This window comes from Streptomyces sp. MS191 (genome assembly GCF_008042125.1).
Taxonomy (GTDB): Bacteria; Actinomycetota; Actinomycetes; order Streptomycetales; family Streptomycetaceae; genus Streptomyces.
Genome location: NZ_RDBI01000040.1, coordinates 1,391,410 through 1,408,355, shown reverse-complemented (window position 1 = coordinate 1,408,355; position 16,946 = coordinate 1,391,410). Strand labels below are relative to the sequence as shown.

General features: G+C 72.8%; 18 protein-coding genes. 14 read left to right on the top strand and 4 right to left on the bottom strand.

The window, feature by feature from the left end:
- Nucleotides 1–87 precede the first annotated feature (87 nt).
- Nucleotides 88–990, top strand: a complete 903-nt coding sequence (locus EAO71_RS37665; protein ID WP_187282662.1) for a ribonuclease Z — start codon at nucleotides 88–90, stop codon at nucleotides 988–990.
- Nucleotides 991–1,001: 11 nt separating this feature from the next.
- On the top strand, nucleotides 1,002–2,006 hold the full coding sequence (locus EAO71_RS13465; protein WP_147977955.1) for an adenosine deaminase: 1,005 nt from the start codon (nucleotides 1,002–1,004) through the stop codon (nucleotides 2,004–2,006).
- Nucleotides 2,007–2,028: 22 nt separating this feature from the next.
- Here EAO71_RS13465 and EAO71_RS13460 read toward each other — a convergent pair whose 3' ends face one another.
- A complete protein-coding gene (locus EAO71_RS13460) occupies nucleotides 2,029–3,369 on the bottom strand; it encodes an MFS transporter (protein ID WP_147977954.1) in 1,341 nt (446 codons plus the stop codon).
- A gap of 299 nt (nucleotides 3,370–3,668) precedes the next feature.
- On the opposite strand from EAO71_RS13460, the gene EAO71_RS13455 reads away from it, so the two are divergent.
- From EAO71_RS13455 to EAO71_RS13435, 5 genes are all read left to right on the top strand, one after another.
- Nucleotides 3,669–4,781, top strand: coding sequence for a carbohydrate kinase family protein (locus tag EAO71_RS13455; protein WP_147977953.1), 1,113 nt, complete (start codon nucleotides 3,669–3,671; stop codon nucleotides 4,779–4,781).
- 114 nt (nucleotides 4,782–4,895) lie between these two features.
- The gene (locus EAO71_RS13450; RefSeq protein WP_147977952.1) at nucleotides 4,896–5,918 is read left to right on the top strand and encodes a PhoH family protein; all 1,023 of its coding nucleotides are present in this window, start codon (nucleotides 4,896–4,898) and stop codon (nucleotides 5,916–5,918) included.
- Nucleotides 5,919–5,930: 12 nt separating this feature from the next.
- Nucleotides 5,931–6,428, top strand: a complete 498-nt coding sequence (gene ybeY / locus EAO71_RS13445; RefSeq protein WP_147977951.1) for an rRNA maturation RNase YbeY — start codon at nucleotides 5,931–5,933, stop codon at nucleotides 6,426–6,428.
- A 7-nt stretch (nucleotides 6,429–6,435) separates the two neighbouring features.
- Nucleotides 6,436–7,734: a hemolysin family protein gene (locus EAO71_RS13440; RefSeq protein WP_147977950.1), complete on the top strand. Its 1,299-nt coding sequence runs from the start codon at nucleotides 6,436–6,438 to the stop codon at nucleotides 7,732–7,734.
- The gene (locus EAO71_RS13435) at nucleotides 7,731–8,084 is read left to right on the top strand and encodes an MmcQ/YjbR family DNA-binding protein (protein WP_147977949.1); all 354 of its coding nucleotides are present in this window, start codon (nucleotides 7,731–7,733) and stop codon (nucleotides 8,082–8,084) included. The genes EAO71_RS13440 and EAO71_RS13435 overlap by 4 nt, the downstream gene beginning before the upstream one ends.
- A gap of 1 nt (nucleotide 8,085) precedes the next feature.
- Here the strand turns inward: EAO71_RS13435 and EAO71_RS13430 are convergent, their stop codons facing one another.
- On the bottom strand, nucleotides 8,086–9,486 hold the full coding sequence (locus EAO71_RS13430) for an MFS transporter (protein ID WP_147977948.1): 1,401 nt from the start codon (nucleotides 9,484–9,486) through the stop codon (nucleotides 8,086–8,088).
- Nucleotides 9,487–9,643: 157 nt separating this feature from the next.
- Between EAO71_RS13430 and EAO71_RS13425 the strand changes: the two genes are divergently transcribed.
- The 7 genes from EAO71_RS13425 to era all read left to right on the top strand — a co-directional run bounded on the left by EAO71_RS13425 (nucleotide 9,644) and on the right by era (nucleotide 15,695).
- On the top strand, nucleotides 9,644–10,465 hold the full coding sequence (locus EAO71_RS13425) for a helix-turn-helix transcriptional regulator (RefSeq protein ID WP_261992232.1): 822 nt from the start codon (nucleotides 9,644–9,646) through the stop codon (nucleotides 10,463–10,465).
- Between the two features lie 153 nt (nucleotides 10,466–10,618).
- Nucleotides 10,619–11,347, top strand: coding sequence for a hypothetical protein (locus tag EAO71_RS13420; protein ID WP_147977946.1), 729 nt, complete (start codon nucleotides 10,619–10,621; stop codon nucleotides 11,345–11,347).
- A 27-nt stretch (nucleotides 11,348–11,374) separates the two neighbouring features.
- Nucleotides 11,375–11,737, top strand: coding sequence for a cytidine deaminase (locus EAO71_RS13415; RefSeq protein ID WP_147977945.1), 363 nt, complete (start codon nucleotides 11,375–11,377; stop codon nucleotides 11,735–11,737).
- A gap of 220 nt (nucleotides 11,738–11,957) precedes the next feature.
- Complete coding sequence (locus tag EAO71_RS38765; protein ID WP_261992122.1) at nucleotides 11,958–12,080, top strand: hypothetical protein; 123 nt, start codon at nucleotides 11,958–11,960, stop codon at nucleotides 12,078–12,080.
- Between the two features lie 245 nt (nucleotides 12,081–12,325).
- Nucleotides 12,326–13,663 (top strand): beta-xylosidase, encoded by a 1,338-nt coding sequence (locus tag EAO71_RS13410; RefSeq protein ID WP_147977944.1) that lies wholly within the window; start codon nucleotides 12,326–12,328, stop codon nucleotides 13,661–13,663.
- 95 nt (nucleotides 13,664–13,758) lie between these two features.
- Nucleotides 13,759–14,706 (top strand): WxL protein peptidoglycan domain-containing protein, encoded by a 948-nt coding sequence (locus tag EAO71_RS13405; protein WP_147977943.1) that lies wholly within the window; start codon nucleotides 13,759–13,761, stop codon nucleotides 14,704–14,706.
- A 38-nt stretch (nucleotides 14,707–14,744) separates the two neighbouring features.
- Entirely contained in the window at nucleotides 14,745–15,695 is a 951-nt protein-coding gene (era, locus tag EAO71_RS13400; RefSeq protein WP_393550871.1) for a GTPase Era, read from the top strand.
- Between the two features lie 89 nt (nucleotides 15,696–15,784).
- On the opposite strand, the gene EAO71_RS13395 is transcribed toward era, so the two are convergent.
- Nucleotides 15,785–16,048 (bottom strand): protealysin inhibitor emfourin, encoded by a 264-nt coding sequence (locus EAO71_RS13395; protein WP_147977941.1) that lies wholly within the window; start codon nucleotides 16,046–16,048, stop codon nucleotides 15,785–15,787.
- 24 nt (nucleotides 16,049–16,072) lie between these two features.
- Nucleotides 16,073–16,946, bottom strand: an 874-nt coding sequence (locus EAO71_RS13390) for a M4 family metallopeptidase (RefSeq protein ID WP_261992121.1), incomplete at its 5' end; no start/stop codon positions are given.

The window sequence follows — 16,946 nt, the reverse complement described above, 5'->3', positions numbered from 1 at the left end:
GAGTGGTCGCCGTGGAAGTGCGTGACGCAGATCCGGTGGATGTCGTGGGCGGCGACCCCGGCCCGCCCTCGGAGAGAAAGCCCCGCCGTGTCCGTACGTGAACTCGTCGTGCTCGGGACCGCCAGCCAGGTCCCGACCCGGCACCGCAACCACAACGGCTACCTGCTGCGCTGGGACGGGCAGGGCGTTCTCTTCGACCCGGGCGAGGGCACCCAGCGGCAGATGCTGCGGGCCGGGGTCGCCGCCCACGACATCCACCGGATCTGCGTCACGCACTTCCACGGCGACCACTCGCTGGGCCTGGCGGGGGTGATCCAGCGGATCAACCTGGACCAGGTCCCGCACCCGGTCGCCGCGCACTATCCGGCGAGCGGGCAGCGGTACTTCGACCGGCTGCGCCACGCCACCGCCTACCGCGAGACCGTGTCGCTGACCGAGGTGCCCGTCCTGGCCGACGGCCCGCTCGCCGTCACCGAGGGGTACACCCTCGACGCGTGCAAGCTCTCCCACCCCGTCGAGTCCTACGGCTACCGCCTCACCGAGCCCGACGGACGCCGCCTGCTGCCGGCCCGCCTCGCCGAGCACGGCATCAAGGGCCCGGACGTGGGACGGCTCCAGCGCGAGGGCGTCCTCGACGGCGTCACCCTCGAAGAGGTCAGCGAGGTCCGCCGCGGCCAGCGCTTCGCCTTCGTCATGGACACCCGGCTCTGCGACGGCGTGCACACCCTCGCCGAGGGCGCCGACATGCTCGTCATCGAGTCGACGTTCCTCGACGAGGACGTCCGGCTCGCCACCGACCACGGGCACCTGACGGCCGGACAGGCGGCCCGGGTCGCGCGCGAGGCGGGCGTACGGCACCTCGTCCTCACCCACTTCTCGCAGCGCTACCACGATCCGGCCGACTTCGAACGCCAGGCCCGTGCGGCCGGGTTCGAGGGCGAGCTGAGCATCGCCCAGGACCTGATGAGGGTCCCCCTCCCCAAGAGATAGACGAAACACCCATGCACCTCCCCCTCCCCAAGGCCGAACTCCACCTCCACATCGAGGGCACCCTCGAACCCGAGCTGGCCTTCGCGCTCGCCGCCCGCAACGGCGTGACGCTGCCCTACGCCGACACCGAGGAGCTGCGCAAGGCGTACCTCTTCAGCGACCTGCAGTCCTTCCTCGACCTGTACTACGAGCTGATGGCCGTGCTGCACACGGCCGACGACTTCGCCGAACTCGCCGACGCCTACCTGGCGCGGGCCGCCGCACAGGGCGTGCGGCACGCCGAGATCTTCTTCGACCCGCAGGCGCACACCGCCCGGGGCGTGCCGATCGGCACGGTGATCGAGGGCCTGTCCAGGGCGCTGGACGGGGCCGAGGAGCGGCACGGCGTGTCCACCCGGCTGATCATGTGCTTCCTGCGGGACGAGTCGGCCGAGTCGGCGATGGAGACGCTGGAGGCGGCCGAGCCGTACCTGGCCCGGATCACCGGCGTCGGCCTGGACTCGGCGGAGGTCGGCCACCCGCCGTCGAAGTTCCGCGAGGTGTACGCGGCCGCCGAGAGGCTCGGCCTGCGCAAGGTCGCCCACGCCGGCGAGGAGGGCCCGCCTGCCTACATCCGTGAGGCGCTGGACGTCCTGGGCGTGGAGCGCGTCGACCACGGCCTGCGGTCGATGGAGGACCCGGAGCTCGTGGAGCGGCTCGTGCGCGAGCGGGTGCCGCTGACGCTCTGCCCGCTGTCGAACGTGCGGCTGCGCGCGATCGACGTCCTGGAGGACCACCCGCTCGCCGCGATGATGGACGCCGGGCTCGTGGTGACGGTGAACTCCGACGACCCGGCGTACTTCGGCGGGTACGTGGGCGACACCTTCGACGCCGTCCGCGGGGCCCTCGGCCTGGACCGCGAGCGCCTGCGGACGCTGGCCCGCAACTCCTTCGAGGCGTCCTTCCTGGACGACGACGAGGAGCGCCGGGCACGCTACCTCGCCGAGGTCGAGGCGTACGAGTTCGACGCCGGGTGATCCGCGCCCCGGCGACCGGGGGTCAGCCCCGGTCGCTCGGGCGGGCGAGCCGGAACGAGCGCTGGGCGGGACGGCGGCGGGACGCCGGGACCGCGATCGCGGCGACCTCCTGCTCCGGCGCTCCCATCTGCGGGACGAGGGCCGTCGCCGCCGCGCTCGTCGTGCCGGCGACCACCGCGGCGGGCGCGCCGCCGCGCCGCCGCACCGAACCCGGGACCAGCGGGCGTCCCGAGGTGTGCAGGGCGACCGCCGTCATCGGGACGGCGACCAGCAGGAGCAGCACGCACAGGACCAGCCCCATGCCCGGGTATCCGGCCCGCTCGGACAGGACGCTGCCGGTCACCGGGCCGCAGGCCACACCGAGCGAGGAGGCCGAGCCGACCAGGACCGCCCAGCGTCCGCGCGGGTCCAGCGAGGCCGCCAGGCCCAGCAGGTACGACAGGACGACCGGGTAGAAGACGTTCCAGAGGATCTCGCCGGTCGCGAAGGACGCCAGGCCGTCGGCGGCGGAGCTGACCAGCACGCAGCAGGCGATGAGCGCCGTTCCGGCGCCGACGGGCACGGCCCGGCCGAGCCGGGAGCCGAGCGCGCCCGCCGCGGTGACACCGGCCAGGCCCGCCCCCAGGGCGACGGCGAAGACGGCGCCGACGGTGACCTCGCCCAGCCCCGCCTGGGTCAGTCCGATCCGCCCGCTCACGCCCCACAGCGCGTTCTGCGCCAGGGACCAGAAGAGGATCGAGGCGGCGAGGACCGCCCCGGAGCGCCGGTGCGGGAGCGGTGACGACGGGGCCGCGGAGGCTCCGACGGGACCGGCGGCCGCCCGGCCGGTTGCGCCCGGCAGCAGGGCCGTCGACGGCCACACCAGGGCCGCGGTCAGGGCGATCGCCGCGAACGGCAGCGCGTGGCCGCCGCCCAGGTGCGGCAGGGTCAGGTAGAGGGCTCCGGCGGTCGCGGAGACGGAGAGGAGGCCGAGGGTCGAGGCGCGGTGCGGATCGCGCCGGGCGGCGAAGCCGGCCGCGGCCACCGCCGTCGCCGTGCCCGAGCCGAAGCCGCCGACGACGGCCCCGGCCACCACCAGCGGCGCCGTGCCGGCGAGGGCCGCCGTGCCGTAGCCGACGCACATGGCCAGCAGGCCGCCCCGGGCCGCCCGGCGCGGCCCGATCCGCTCCACGCGGGAGGCGAGCGTGAATCCCGCCGAGGCGGAGGCCAGCAGGAGCACCGAACCCACCAGGCCCGCCCGGCCGGGCGTGAGACCCAGTCCCGCGGAGAGGCGGCCGACGACGGTCGGCAGGAGGTACGGGGCGAGGTAACCGGCGGTGAACAGGGCGACGAGTGGCCCCAGGGCACGCGGGCGCGACGACATGGGCGTTCCAGGCGACAAGGACGGGCGAGGGCTCCCCGCACGCCGGAGGCGGCGTGGGGGAAGGGGGGGGAAGGGGGGTGGGGCGCCCGGTGTTGCACGGGATCGCGGGGACATTCGTATCAAGCGGACGAGGGCCGGGAGAAGGTACTGTGCCCCGATTCGGACAGTGATCCGGGTCACTTTGCGTTTGGGGTCGGGGGCGCCGGGTAAAGGCGTCGTCCCGCAGGCGGCGCCACCCTCGTCACGAGGCCCCCATCGGGCACACTGGGCTGAACCGCACCACGACCGGGGAGCCTGCCGTGACCACACCAGAGGGAGACCAGCAACACGAAGCCGGAGTCGACCCGTTGGTGTGCCTGCGGGAGCCGACCGACCCCGACTGCGACGTCTTCCTCACCGGCACGGTCTTCCTCGACATCATCTTCACCGGCCTCGACAGCGCGCCCGTCCGCGGCACCGAGTCCTGGGCCCGCGGCATGGGCTCCAGCCCCGGCGGGGTGGCCAACATGGCCACCGCGCTCGCCCGCCTCGGCCTGCGCACCTCCCTCGCCGCCGCCTTCGGCGACGACCACTACGGGGAGTACTGCTGGGACGCCCTGGAGCAGGGCGAGGGCATCGACCTGTCCCTCTCGCGGACCGTGCCCGGCTGGCACTCCCCGGTGACCGTCTCCATGGCCTACGAGGGCGAGCGCACGATGGTCTCGCACGGCCACGAGGCCCCGCCGCTGGACGGGGCCCTGCCCGCCTACCCGCCCCACGCGCGCGCCGCGGTCGCCTCCCTGGTGCCCGGCCGCGAGGAGGCGTGGGTGGCCCAGGCCGCCCGGGGCGGGGCCACGGTCTTCGCCGACGTCGGCTGGGACGACACCGGCCGCTGGGACCTGGCCGGACTCACCGACCTGGAGCACTGCGAGGCCTTCCTGCCCAACGCGCAGGAGGCCATGCGGTACACCCGCACCGACTGCCCGCGCGCCGCCGCCCGCGCGCTGGCGGACAAGGTCCGCTACGCCGTGGTCACCCTCGGTGCCGAAGGCGCCTACGCCGTCGACGGGGCCACCGGCGAGACCGCCGAGGTCCCCGCCATCCAGGTCTCCGCCCTCGACCCCACCGGGGCCGGGGACGTCTTCGTCGCCGGCTTCGTCACCGGCACGCTCGCGGACTGGCCGCTCGCCGACCGCCTGGCCTTCGCCGGCCTGACCGCCGCCCTGTCGGTGCAGGAGTTCGGCGGCTCGCTCTCCGCCCCCACCTGGGGCGAGATCGCCGCCTGGTGGCAGCACGTCCAGGGCCACGCCGGGCAGGACCCCGCGGCCCTGAGCAGCCGCTACGCCTTCCTGGAGCACCTCCTCCCGGCGCCCACCCGCCCCTGGCCGCTGCGGCGCGCGGTGCCGACCATCGGCTTCCGGCGGAGCGCCTGAGCCGGTAAAAGGCTTCGGCCTTGTCGGCGCCAAGTCGTAGGCTTGGTATCCGAGAGGTTGTCGAGCAGCGAGAACCCTTCAACGGGAGGTATGCGCAGGCCACAGTGCCGGCCCATGACTCAGACACCCACAGCCCGTAACAGCGGGACGGGCGAGACCCGCGCCCACTTCACCGTCCCCGCCAAGCACCCGATGGTGACCGTCCTCGGCTCCGGTGACGCGCTGCTCCGCGTGATCGAGAAGGCGTTCCCGGAAGCCGACATCCATGTCCGGGGCAACCAGGTCAGCGCGGTGGGCGAGGCGGCGGAAGTCGCGCTCATCCAGCGCCTTTTCGACGAGATGATGCTGGTGCTCCGCACCGGGCAGCCGATGACGGAGGACGCAGTGGAACGCTCGATCGCCATGCTCAGGGCGAGCGAGAACGGCAAGGCGGAGGAAGGCCAGGAGACCCCGGCCGAGGTGCTCACGCAGAACATCCTCTCCAGCCGCGGCCGGACCATCCGGCCCAAGACCCTCAACCAGAAGCGCTACGTCGACGCGATCGACAAGCACACGATCGTCTTCGGCATCGGCCCCGCCGGCACCGGCAAGACGTACCTGGCCATGGCCAAGGCGGTCCAGGCCCTGCAGTCCAAGCAGGTCACGCGGATCATCCTGACCCGGCCGGCCGTCGAGGCGGGCGAGCGGCTCGGCTTCCTGCCCGGCACGCTCTACGAGAAGATCGACCCGTACCTGCGGCCGCTCTACGACGCGCTGCACGACATGCTCGACCCCGACTCGATCCCGAAGCTGATGGCCTCGGGCACGATCGAGGTCGCGCCGCTGGCGTACATGCGAGGCCGGACGCTCAACGACGCGTTCATCATCCTCGACGAGGCGCAGAACACGAACCCCGAGCAGATGAAGATGTTCCTCACCCGCCTCGGCTTCGACTCGAAGATCGTCATCACCGGTGACATCACCCAGGTCGACCTGCCGGGCGGCACGAAGAGCGGTCTGCGCCAGGTCCGCGACATCCTGGACGGCGTCCAGGACGTCCACTTCTCGATGCTCACGTCGCAGGATGTCGTCCGGCACAAGCTCGTCGGCCGTATCGTCGACGCGTACGAGCAGTACGACAGCCGCAACGGGAAGTAGCACACGAGCACCATGTCGATCGACGTCAACAACGAGTCCGGTACCGAGGTCGACGAGCAGGCGATCCTCGACATCGCCCGCTACGCGCTCGCGCGGATGCGCATCCACCCCCTCTCCGAGCTCTCGGTGATCGTCGTGGACGCGGAGGCGATGGAGCAGCTCCACATCCAGTGGATGGACCTGCCGGGTCCCACGGACGTCATGTCCTTCCCGATGGACGAGCTGCGCCCGCCGACGAAGGACGACGAGGAGCCCCCGCAGGGGCTCCTCGGGGACATTGTGCTCTGCCCCGAGGTCGCCACCCAGCAGGGCAAGGACGCCCCGACGCAGCACTCCATGGACGAGGAGCTCCAGCTCCTCACCGTCCACGGAGTGCTGCACCTCCTGGGCTACGACCACGAGGAGCCCGACGAGAAGGCCGAGATGTTCGGCCTCCAGGCGGCGATCGTCGACGGCTGGCGTGCGGACAAGGGCCTGACCGGCCCGTCCCCCGCGCCGACCGTCTCCTGAGCCCCCGATGGACGCCTCGCTGATCCTCGGTGCGGTCGCCCTGGTCGTCGTCGCCTGGCTCGCCGCGTGCGCCGAGGCCGGTCTCGCCCGCGTCTCCACCTTCCGGGCGGCCGAGGCCGTGCGGTCGGGGCGGCGCGGCGCCGAGAAGCTGACCCAGGTCGCCGCCGACCCCACCCGCTATCTCAACGTGGCGCTGCTCGTCCGCGTCTCCTGCGAGATGGCGGCGGGGGTCCTCGTCACGTACGCGTGCCTGGAGGCCTTCCCCGAGACCTGGGAGGCACTGCTCGTCGCCATCGTCGTGATGGTGCTCGTCAGCTATGTCGCCGTCGGCGTCTCTCCGCGCACCATCGGCCGCCAGCACCCGCTGAACACGGCGACCGCCGCCGCGTACGTGCTGCTGCCGCTCGCCCGGATCATGGGCCCGATCCCGCAGCTCCTCATCCTCATCGGCAACGCGCTGACGCCCGGCAAGGGCTTCCGCAAGGGCCCGTTCGCCTCCGAGGCCGAGCTGCGCGCCATGGTCGACCTGGCCGAGCAGGAGTCGCTGATCGAGGACGAGGAGCGCCGGATGGTGCACTCCGTCTTCGAGCTCGGCGACACCCTGGTGCGGGAGGTGATGGTGCCCCGCACCGACCTCGTCTGCATCGAGCGCTACAAGACCATCCGCCAGGCCCTCACGCTGGCCCTGCGGTCCGGTTTCTCCCGGATCCCGGTCACCGGCGAGAACGAGGACGACGTCGTCGGCATCGTGTACCTGAAGGACCTGGCCCGCAAGACGCACATCAACCGGGAGTCCGAGGCCGACCTGGTCTCCACCGCGATGCGCTCGGCGGCCTTCGTCCCGGACACCAAGAACGCCGGGGACCTCCTGCGCGAGATGCAGCAGGAGCGCAACCACGTCGCCGTCGTCATCGACGAGTACGGCGGCACGGCGGGGATCGTCACCATCGAGGACATCCTCGAGGAGATCGTCGGTGAGATCACCGACGAATACGACCGCGAACTCCCCCCGGTCCAGGACCTGGGCGAGGACCGCCACCGGGTCACCGCCCGCCTCGACATCGGGGACCTCGGCGAGCTCTACGGGCTGGGCCCGGACGAGTACGACGACGAGGACGTCGAGACGGTGGGCGGCCTGCTGGCCAAGGCGCTGGGCCGGGTGCCGATCGCCGGCGCCACCTCCGTGGTGGAACTGCCGGACGGACGGTCGCTGCGGCTGACGGCCGAGTCCCCGGCGGGCCGGCGCAACAAGATCGTGACGGTCCTGGTGGAGCCGGAGCGAACCCCGGAGGAGGAAGCGGAATGACGCCGGAACAGCTGCGGGCCTTCTGCCTGGACTTCAACGACGCGACGGAGGAGTTCCCGTTCACCCCGGAGACCTCCGTCTTCAAGGTCGCCGGGAAGATGTTCGCGCTGTCCGCGCTGGACGCGGAGCCGCTCCGGGTCAACCTCAAGTGCGAACCGGAGGAGGCGGTACGGCTCCGTGAGGAGCACCCGGCCGTCGCCCCCGGCTACCACATGAACAAGCGCCACTGGAACACGGTGACCGTCGGCGAACTCCCGGACCGGATGGTCCGGGAGCTCGTCGAGGACTCGTACGACCTGGTGGTGGCCGGCCTCCCGCGGGCGGTCCGACTCCGGCTCGACCGGGCGTAGTTCACGCCCCGCGGCCGCGCAGCCCGATCGCCACCAGCAGGGCGGCCCCCACCACGATCGCCGCGTCCACGGCCAGCACCGTCCGGACCCCGCCGAAGAGGTCGCCGCCCGTCGTGGCCAGGACGCCCAGCAGCGGGATGCCGACGGTGATCCCGACCTGCTGCGTCGTGGTGACCAGCCCGGTCGCCAGACCCTGCTCCTCGTCCGGGACGCCGGAGGTGACGGTCAGTCCGTACGAGATGATCGCGACGAGGTGGCACATGCTCGCCAGCGAGACGGCGACCGTCGCGAGCAGCGCGCCCGACTCCCTGCCCAGGCCCAGCAGCAGCGCGACGAACGCCCCCTGGCCCAGCAGGGCGCCGACCAGGGCGCGGCGCGGGCCGAAGCGCCCGATCAGCCTCGGTGCCAGCGTCCCGGCGAGGACCGAGAACAGCCCCTGCACACCGAAGACCACGCCGGTGCCGAAGGCGGAGAGCCCGAGGGTGTCCTGCAGGTAGAGGGTCAGGACGAAGACGACCGTCGACATCATCGAGAAGGTCACCAGCCCGCCCAGGTTGCCGAAGGCCACGGTCCGGCGCCGAAGCATCGGCAGCGACACCAGCGGTGCGTCGTGCCGTGCCTCGACGACCACGAACGCACCGAGCAGCAGCACCCCGGACACCAGCGTCACCAGCACGTCGGCGCCGCCGAAGCCCCGCTCCGCCGCGGTGGACAGGGCGTAGATCAGGGCGAGCAGGCCGCCGGTCACCGTCACGGCCCCGGGCACGTCGAGCCGCGGCCGGTCCGGGGTGCGCGACTCGGGCAGCAGCCCCGGCGCCAGCGGCAGCACGACCAGCGTGAAGGCGGTCAGCAGACCCATCGTCGAGCGCCAGCCCAGCGTGTCCGTCATGACACCCCCCAGCAGCATGCCGATCGTGAAGCCGAGCGAGAGCAGGGTGCCCGAGATGCCGAGCGCCCGGTCCCGCTGCGGGCCCTCGGGGAAGGTGGTGGTCAGCAGGGACATGCCGGTCGGCACGATGGCCGCCGCGCCGAGCCCCTGCAGGGCACGGGCCGCGAGGAACGACGCGGGGTCCCAGGCGAAGGTGGCGAGCAGGGAGGCCGCGCCGAAGAGCCCGAGACCGGCGAGGAAGACCTTCCTGCGGCCGTACAGGTCCCCGGTCCGGCCGAAGAGCAGCAGGAACCCGCCGGACGGGAGCGCGAACGCCGTCACCGCCCACTGCAGCGCCGACCGGTCGAGACCGAGATCGGCACCGAGGACCGGCAGCGCGACGTTCAGCACGGAGAAGTCGAGCGCCACCATGAACTGGGCCGCGCACAGCACGAAGAGGATGAGCCGGGAGCGGGAGGTCAGGGACGGGGCGGGTGCGGGGGGAGCGGGTGCGGTCGTGGTGTCGGTTGCCATGACCACCACCCTCGGCGCACGGGAACAACCGTGGGGAGCGGGAACTTATCCTGTTGGTGGTACCACCAGGCAGCCCAGGGGGAGGACGCACGTGGTCACTGCGGTCGGGAGCGAGGTCGCCAAGACGCGTCGACTCGCCGAACTGCGCGAGTTCCTGATGAGCCGTCGGGCCCGCGTCACGCCGGCCGAGGCGGGGCTGCCCGACGGCGGCGCCCGGCGCCGCACCCCGGGTCTTCGCCGGGAGGAGGTCGCCGTCCTCGCGGGCGTCGGGGTCTCCTGGTACCAGTGGCTGGAGCAGGGCCGGGACATCACCGTCTCGCCGCAGGTCCTGGACTCCGTCGCCCGGGTGCTGCGGCTCAGCCCGGCCGAGCGCCGCCACCTGTACGTCCTCGCCGGGCTCAACCCGCCCGCCCCGGAGGTCGATCCGCGGGCCCGCGACATGTGCGCGGGGCTCCAGCGGCTCATCGACGCGTGGATGCCGTTCCCGGCGCACATCATCGACGCGTACTGGAACACGGTGATGTACAACGACTCGGCGGCGATCGTCCTCGGGATGCGTCCGGAGATCTCCCAGAACTGCCTCATCGCCTTCTTCACCGACCCCCTCTACCGCTCCCGGGCGGGTGGCTGGGACCAGTTGGCCCCGCAGGTCGTCGCGCAGTTCCGGGCCGCGTGCTCGGAGTGCCCGGACGACGAGGGGTTCAGGGCGGTGGTCGAGGAGGCGAAGGAGGCGAGCGCGGAGTTCGCCGCGCTGTGGGAGCGGCGGGACATCATGCCCGGAGGCCAGATCCGCAAGGAGCTGGAGCATCCGCTGGTCGGCTCGCTGATCCTGGAGTCCACCCAGCTCAGGGTCCCGGCCCGGCCCGACCTGTCGATCGTGATGCACACGCCCCTGCCGGAGGCGGACACCGCGGCGAAGCTGGAGTGGCTGGTCTCGCCGGAGGGCCGTCGCGGGGCGATGTTCCCGGTCGCGGGCTGACGGCGAGGCCGGGGCGCCGGAGCTGCCGGGCGTCGCCGCCCGGTCCCGGTGATGTCACCGGTGCCGTATATCCTCCTCCCGGTTCTGCCGTCCCCACGCGACGGCGGGGGCTCCCGATCCCGTCACCTCACGCCCTGAAGAGGTTCCTTCAGCATGCCCACCCGCATACGCCACGGCCTGGTCGCCGTGCTCGCCGTCTCGGCGCTCTCCCTCACCGCCGCCTGCGGCGGCTCCTCCGACGACGACGCCGCGAAGGGCGCCGACAAGCCCGCCACGGCGACGACCGCGGCCGAGCCGACCTCGGCCGCGCCCGCCGTGCCCTTGACGGCCGACGCGATGAAGGCCGCGGCGCTGGAGGCGAAGGACCTGCCGTCCGGTTGGAAGGCCGGCAAGGCCGAGTCGGATCCGACCACCTACAAGGCGGACAAGCCGGCGTGCGAACCGCTCACGACCCTGCTCGCGGACAAGGTCGCCGGCGCCACGACCGGCGCCTCGGTCCACTTCGAGCGCGGGAACGGCGACTCCACGCTGGACCAGCAGGTCCTGACCTTCCCGGGCACCGGCGCAGCCGACCACGTGAAGGCGATCGGCACCGCGCTGGACACCTGCACCGGCTTCACCGCGGAGATGGAGGGGATGAAGATGAAGATCACCCTGCAGAAGCTCTCCGCTCCCCAAGGCGCCGAGCAGGTGCAGACCTTCCGTATGAAGATGAACATCGCCGAGTACAACATCACGGCCGAGTCCAACGTGCTCGTCGCGGCCCAGGGCACCGGCCTGACGCGGTTCGCGCACATCCCCGCCGACGCCTCCGGCCACAAGGACTTCGACGGCGTGGCCGAGACCGTCGTCGAGAAGTTCGCCAAGGCCGCGCAGGGCTGAACCACCGCCCCGACCTATGCTCATGGCATGACACTCAGCAGCGACCACGGCGACCTCGGCGCCGAGGACCTCAAGATCATCACGCTGGCGCGCAGCGCCCGCGCCCGCAACGGTGTGCCCGAGGGCGCGGCGGTGCGCGACGAGACCGGCCGCACGTACGTGGCGGGCACCGTGGCCCTGGAGTCCCTCCGGCTCAGCGCGCTGCAGACCGCCGTCGCGATGGCCGTGGCCAGCGGCGCCCGGTCCCTGGAGGCCGCGGCCGTCGTCTCGACCGCCGACGCCGCCTCCGACGTCGACCGCGCGGCGGTGCGTGACCTCGGCGGCCCGGAGACCCCGGTGCTGCTCGCCGGCCCCGACGGGCAGCTGCGCGCGGCGGTCACGGCCGGCTGAGGCCGCGGGACGGAACGGCATCGAAGGGGGGCCCGGCGAGGACGCCGGGCCCCCCTTACGCGTCCCCGCGGACCGCGCCCCTGCGAGGAACCGGCGGAGATTCTCTTGCCATCCCCGGTCCGGTGCGCGTCAATGACAGCGGCTCGTCCGACGGACCGTCAGATCCACGCCTCACGCAGCGTCCGCACCCCTGCGTGCCTCACCGGAAGGGGTACGACCCATGAGAGGCGCCACCTCGCGGACCGGCGCGGCCCTCGCCGCGACCGGAACCGCCACCCCGGGGGCCGTGCGGAGCGGCCCGGCGGCCGCCCTCGCCCCCGCCGCCGGGGCGGCGGTCCGGTGACCGCCCGGACGGGCGACGACGCCTCGCGGCCCACCGTCGTCCCGTAGGCTCCCGAGCCTTCTTCGCATGACCGTCCGGCGTCGCCCCAGGCGACGCCGGTATCCGTGCTGACCTGGGAGAACGTGCTCCCGCGAGGTGATCTTGACAGTATCTGATGGGTCATCAGTCGATGGATTTCGACGGCATTGACTTCTTTTGGCGGGCAGCCGTCAATGGCGCCCTCTCATCCCTCAGGAGGGGCACACATGGCACTGTTCCGAACCCCGCCGCGAAGACGGCGTCTGACCGCCGCCCTCGGTGTCGCCGCGCTCGCGGTCGCCACCGGCGGCGCCCTGGCCGGCCCGGCCGGCGCGGCCACGACCGCCTCCCAGGCGGTGGACTTCCCCACGCACTGCGTGCCGCCGCCGATCGCGGGCATCCCGCCGATCGACGGCACCACGACGGCCCAGATCACCGTGGACAAGCCCACCCCGAAGGTCGGCGAGACGGTCACCGTCACCTACAAGGTCACCAAACCGGCCGCCTCCAACCCGGTCGACCTGGCGCTGCCGGCCGACATCATGACCCCGAGCGGCAAGGTCGTCCTCGGCGGCGCCCAGTCCGGCGCGGTCACCGTCACCGGGCCCAAGAAGAACGACCCGGTCCCCGGCAAGGGCGCCTTCCCGCCGTTCTCGATGACCGGCACGTTCACGGTCACCGCGCCCGGCGCGATCACCCTGTCGCCGGGCGACTACAACATCCACACCAGCTACCTCATGGAGCTGGACACCCCCTGTACGGTCACCAACCCGCCCGCGCCGGTCTCCGAGACGGTCACGGCGAGCCCGCAGCCGGGCGCCAACGAGCGGAACATCTCGCTCGGCACGGCCTCCGGCGCACCCGGCGTCCGGGTCACCGTCACCGGCGCCAAGTTCACCCCGCTCGCCGAGGTCACCGTCGTCGGCCGGTCCGGAGCGGCGGAGACCGCCGACCGGATGACCGTGACGACCGACAGCGAGGGCGGGTTCGCCGCCCGGCTGGCGGTCAACGACAAGGCGACCACCGGCGTCGTGGCGTACGAGGGCACGGCCTGGGACCCGGAGAAGGGCGCCGGACCGGTCGCGTACACCGTCGTCGACGACACCCCGCAGCCGCCGAACAGCCAGAAGCTCAGCACGGCCGTGACGGCGGGCGCACTGTCGATGACCCAGGCCGGCGACGCCGTGCAGCTGTCGTCCGTCGACTTCGGTCAGGGCGGCGCCGCGACCGGCGATCTGAAGACGGTGACGGTGAAGGACTTCCGCGGCGGCCCCGCGGGCTGGTCCCTGACCGGCAAGGTCACCGACTTCACCGGCGGGGGCGGCTCCATCGGCGCGGGCGGGCTCAGCTGGACGCCGTCCTGCACCACCAAGGCGGGCAGCCCCAGCACCTGCGTGCCCGGCTCGGCCGGAACGGTGGGCAGCGGCGGGGCCACCCTCGCCTCGACCCCGAACGGCACGGTCACCGGCGGTGAGTTCACCGTCGACGCGAAGGTCTCCCTCGCCGTGCCGGCGTTCACCGCCCCCGGTACGTACGCGGGCGTCCTGACCCTGACCCTGAGCTGACGCGCACCCCGTAGGAACCGAGCCACATCCCCCGACAGAACGGCGGGCCGGGCGCGCACCCGGTCGGCCCGCCCCGACCCCAGGGATCCCGCACCGTGCGCAAGCTCCACGCCTTCGTCCTCGCCGCCGCCCTGCTGCTGCTCGGCGCGCCCTCCGCCGGCGCCGCCGACAACGGGGAGTGGGCCGTCTACCCGGCCGCCTCCGAGCTCGGCAGCCGTCCCTACTTCTACCTGTCCGCCGATCCCGGCACGACCGTGACCGACCAGGTCACCGTCGCCAACAAGACCGGCGCCCCCCTCACCTTCCTGGTCTACGGAGCCGACGCCTACAACACCGAACGGGACGGCGGGTTCGCCGTCCGCAGCCGCCAGGAGAAGCAGACCGGCGCCGGGGCCTGGATCACTCCGGAGCGCACCCGCGTCACCGTCCCCGCCCGCTCCGCCGTGACCGTCCCCTACACCCTCGCCGTCCCCGCCGACGCCGAGCCCGGCGACCACCCCGGTGCCGTCGTCGCCCTCGACGAGCGGGTCGCCGCCGGCGGCGCCGGGGCGGTCGCCGTCGGGGTGCAGCGCGCCGTCGGGGCACGCGTCTACCTCCGGGTCAACGGTCCGACCGTGCCCGCGCTCGGTATCGAGGACGTGACCCTCGACCAGGACAGGCCCCTCGTGCCCGGTGCCGGCGAGAGCAGCGCCGTCATCTCGTACACGCTGCACAACCGCGGGAACGTCACCCTCAACCCCCGCGTCGCCCTCCGGGCGGAGGGCCTCTTCGGTCGGACCCTCCTCGACCGCACGCCGGCGGGGGTCCCCTCCGAGCTGCTGCCCCGGCAGAAGATCCGCCTCACCGAGCGCTGGGCGGGATCGCCGCAGTTCGACTGGGGCGAGGTGACCCTGACGGCGACGGCCACCGGCGTGCGGGAGTCGGGCCGGGTGTCGTTCCTCGCGCTGCCGTGGGCCGCCGCCGGACTCGTCCTCCTCGGCGCCGCGGCGGGCCTCACGGGCCTCCGGGTACGGCGGCGCAGGGCGGCCACCGGGCCCCGATGACCCCTCTGGGTACGTGAGGCCGCCGCGCATCGGGGAGAATGGCCCCCATGAGCGCTCGCAACCAAGAATCCGAAGCCGTCCACCGGGCCGGTTTCGCCTGCTTCGTCGGCCGTCCCAACGCGGGCAAGTCCACCCTCACGAACGCTCTGGTCGGCCAGAAGGTGGCGATCACCTCCAACCGGCCCCAGACCACCCGGCACACCGTCCGCGGCATCGTGCACCGCCCGGACGCCCAGCTGATCCTGGTCGACACGCCCGGCCTCCACAAGCCGCGGACCCTCCTCGGCGAGCGGCTGAACGACGTCGTGCGCACCACGTGGGCCGAGGTCGACGTGATCGGCTTCTGCCTGCCCGCCGACCAGAAGCTCGGCCCCGGCGACCGCTTCATCGCCAAGGAGCTCGCCGGGATCAAGAAGACCCCGAAGGTCGCGATCGTCACCAAGACCGACCTGGTGGACTCCAAGACGCTCGCCGAGCAGCTCATCGCCATCGACCAGCTCGGCAAGGAGCTGGGCTTCGAGTGGCAGCAGATCGTGCCGGTCTCGGCCCTCGGCAACAAGCAGGTCGACCTCGTCGCCGATCTGCTGATCCCGTTGCTGCCGGAGTCCCCGCCGCTCTACCCCGAGGGCGACCTCACCGACGAGCCGGAGCAGGTGATGGTGGCCGAGCTGATCCGCGAGGCGGCCCTCGAGGGCGTCCGCGACGAACTGCCGCACTCGATCGCGGTGGTCGTCGAGGAGATGATCCCGCGCGAGGACCGTCCCGCGGACAAGCCGCTGCTCGACATCCACGCCAACGTCTACATCGAGCGCCCCAGCCAGAAGGGCATCATCATCGGCCCGAAGGGCAGCCGCCTCAAGGAGGTCGGCATGAAGTCGCGCAAGCACATCGAGGCGCTCCTGGGCACGCCGGTCTTCCTCGACCTGCACGTCAAGGTCGCGAAGGACTGGCAGCGGGACCCCAAGCAGCTGCGAAAGCTGGGCTTCTAGGGCGGGCGGCGGGACTTTCGCGACCCGCCCTGGGAAGGGCCCCGAACCACGGATCGGTCCGCGCCGGCCCCCGACGGGCCGGAAGCGGGTCAGGCGCCCTCTTTCAGGACGCGCGCGATCAGCGACCGCTGGGCGTCCGTCAGCCGGGGGTCGCCGCAGTGGACCGTCCGGTCGTCCACCGTGATCTCGTACCGGAAGCCGTCCGGCACTCCCCGGCCGTCACCGTCGCCCTGTTCCAGGACCGTGACCGCCAGGGTGTGCCACTCCGCCGCGTCGGCCAGGGCCGAGGTTTCCACCTCGGCCGACCGCTCGATGCCCGCGAAACCGCCGGTGCGCCGCACTCGAATCCGCATGGGCCCTGTCTACCAGCCGCCGGCTCAGTCCGTCGGGACACCGACGGCCGACCAGGCCTTGAGCACGGCCTGGATCTCCTCCCCGTCGCCGTACCGCGCCCGCGCCGCGGCCACCGTCGCGGCGGCGAACTCGGCGAAGCGGGTCTCGGGGGTGAGGCCGCCGCCGGTCATCACGTCGTACCAGATCTGCCCGGCCCGCTCCCACGCCCGGCCGCCCAGCTCGGTCGCGACCAGGTAGAAGGCGTGGTTGGGGATGCCGGAGTTGATGTGCACACCGCCGTTGTCGCGGCTGGTGCGGACGTAGTCGTCCATGTGGCCCGGCTGCGGGTCCTTGCCGAGGACGTCGTCGTCGTAGGCCGTGCCCGGCGCCTTCATCGAGCGCAGCGCCGTCCCCTCGACGTTCGGGTGGAACAGTCCCTCGCCGATCAGCCAGTCGGCCTCCCCGGCGCTGTGGCCCAGCGTGTACTGCTTCACCAGCGAGCCGAAGACGTCCGAGACGGACTCGTTGAGCGCGCCGGACTGGCTGAAGTACTCCAGGTTCGCGGTGTACTGCGTGAAGCCGTGGGCCAGCTCGTGGCCGATCACATCGACCGGAAGGGTGAAGTCGAGGAAGATCTCGTCGTCGCCGTCCCCGAACACCATCTGCTCGCCGTTCCAGAAGGCGTTGCCGTAGTCCCGGTCGTAGTGGACGGTCGCGGTCAGCGGCATGCCCGCGCCGTCGATCGAGTCGCGGCCGAAGCCCTTCAGAAAGAGGTCGAAGGTGGCGCCGAGCCCGGCGTAGGCCCGGTTCACGGTGGCGTCGGCGGTCGCGGCGGCGGCCCGGCGGACCCTCGTCGCCGACGCGGCGGCCCGCACGGCCCGCGTGCTCCCGCCCGCCGCCACCGCGACGGGCCCGGAG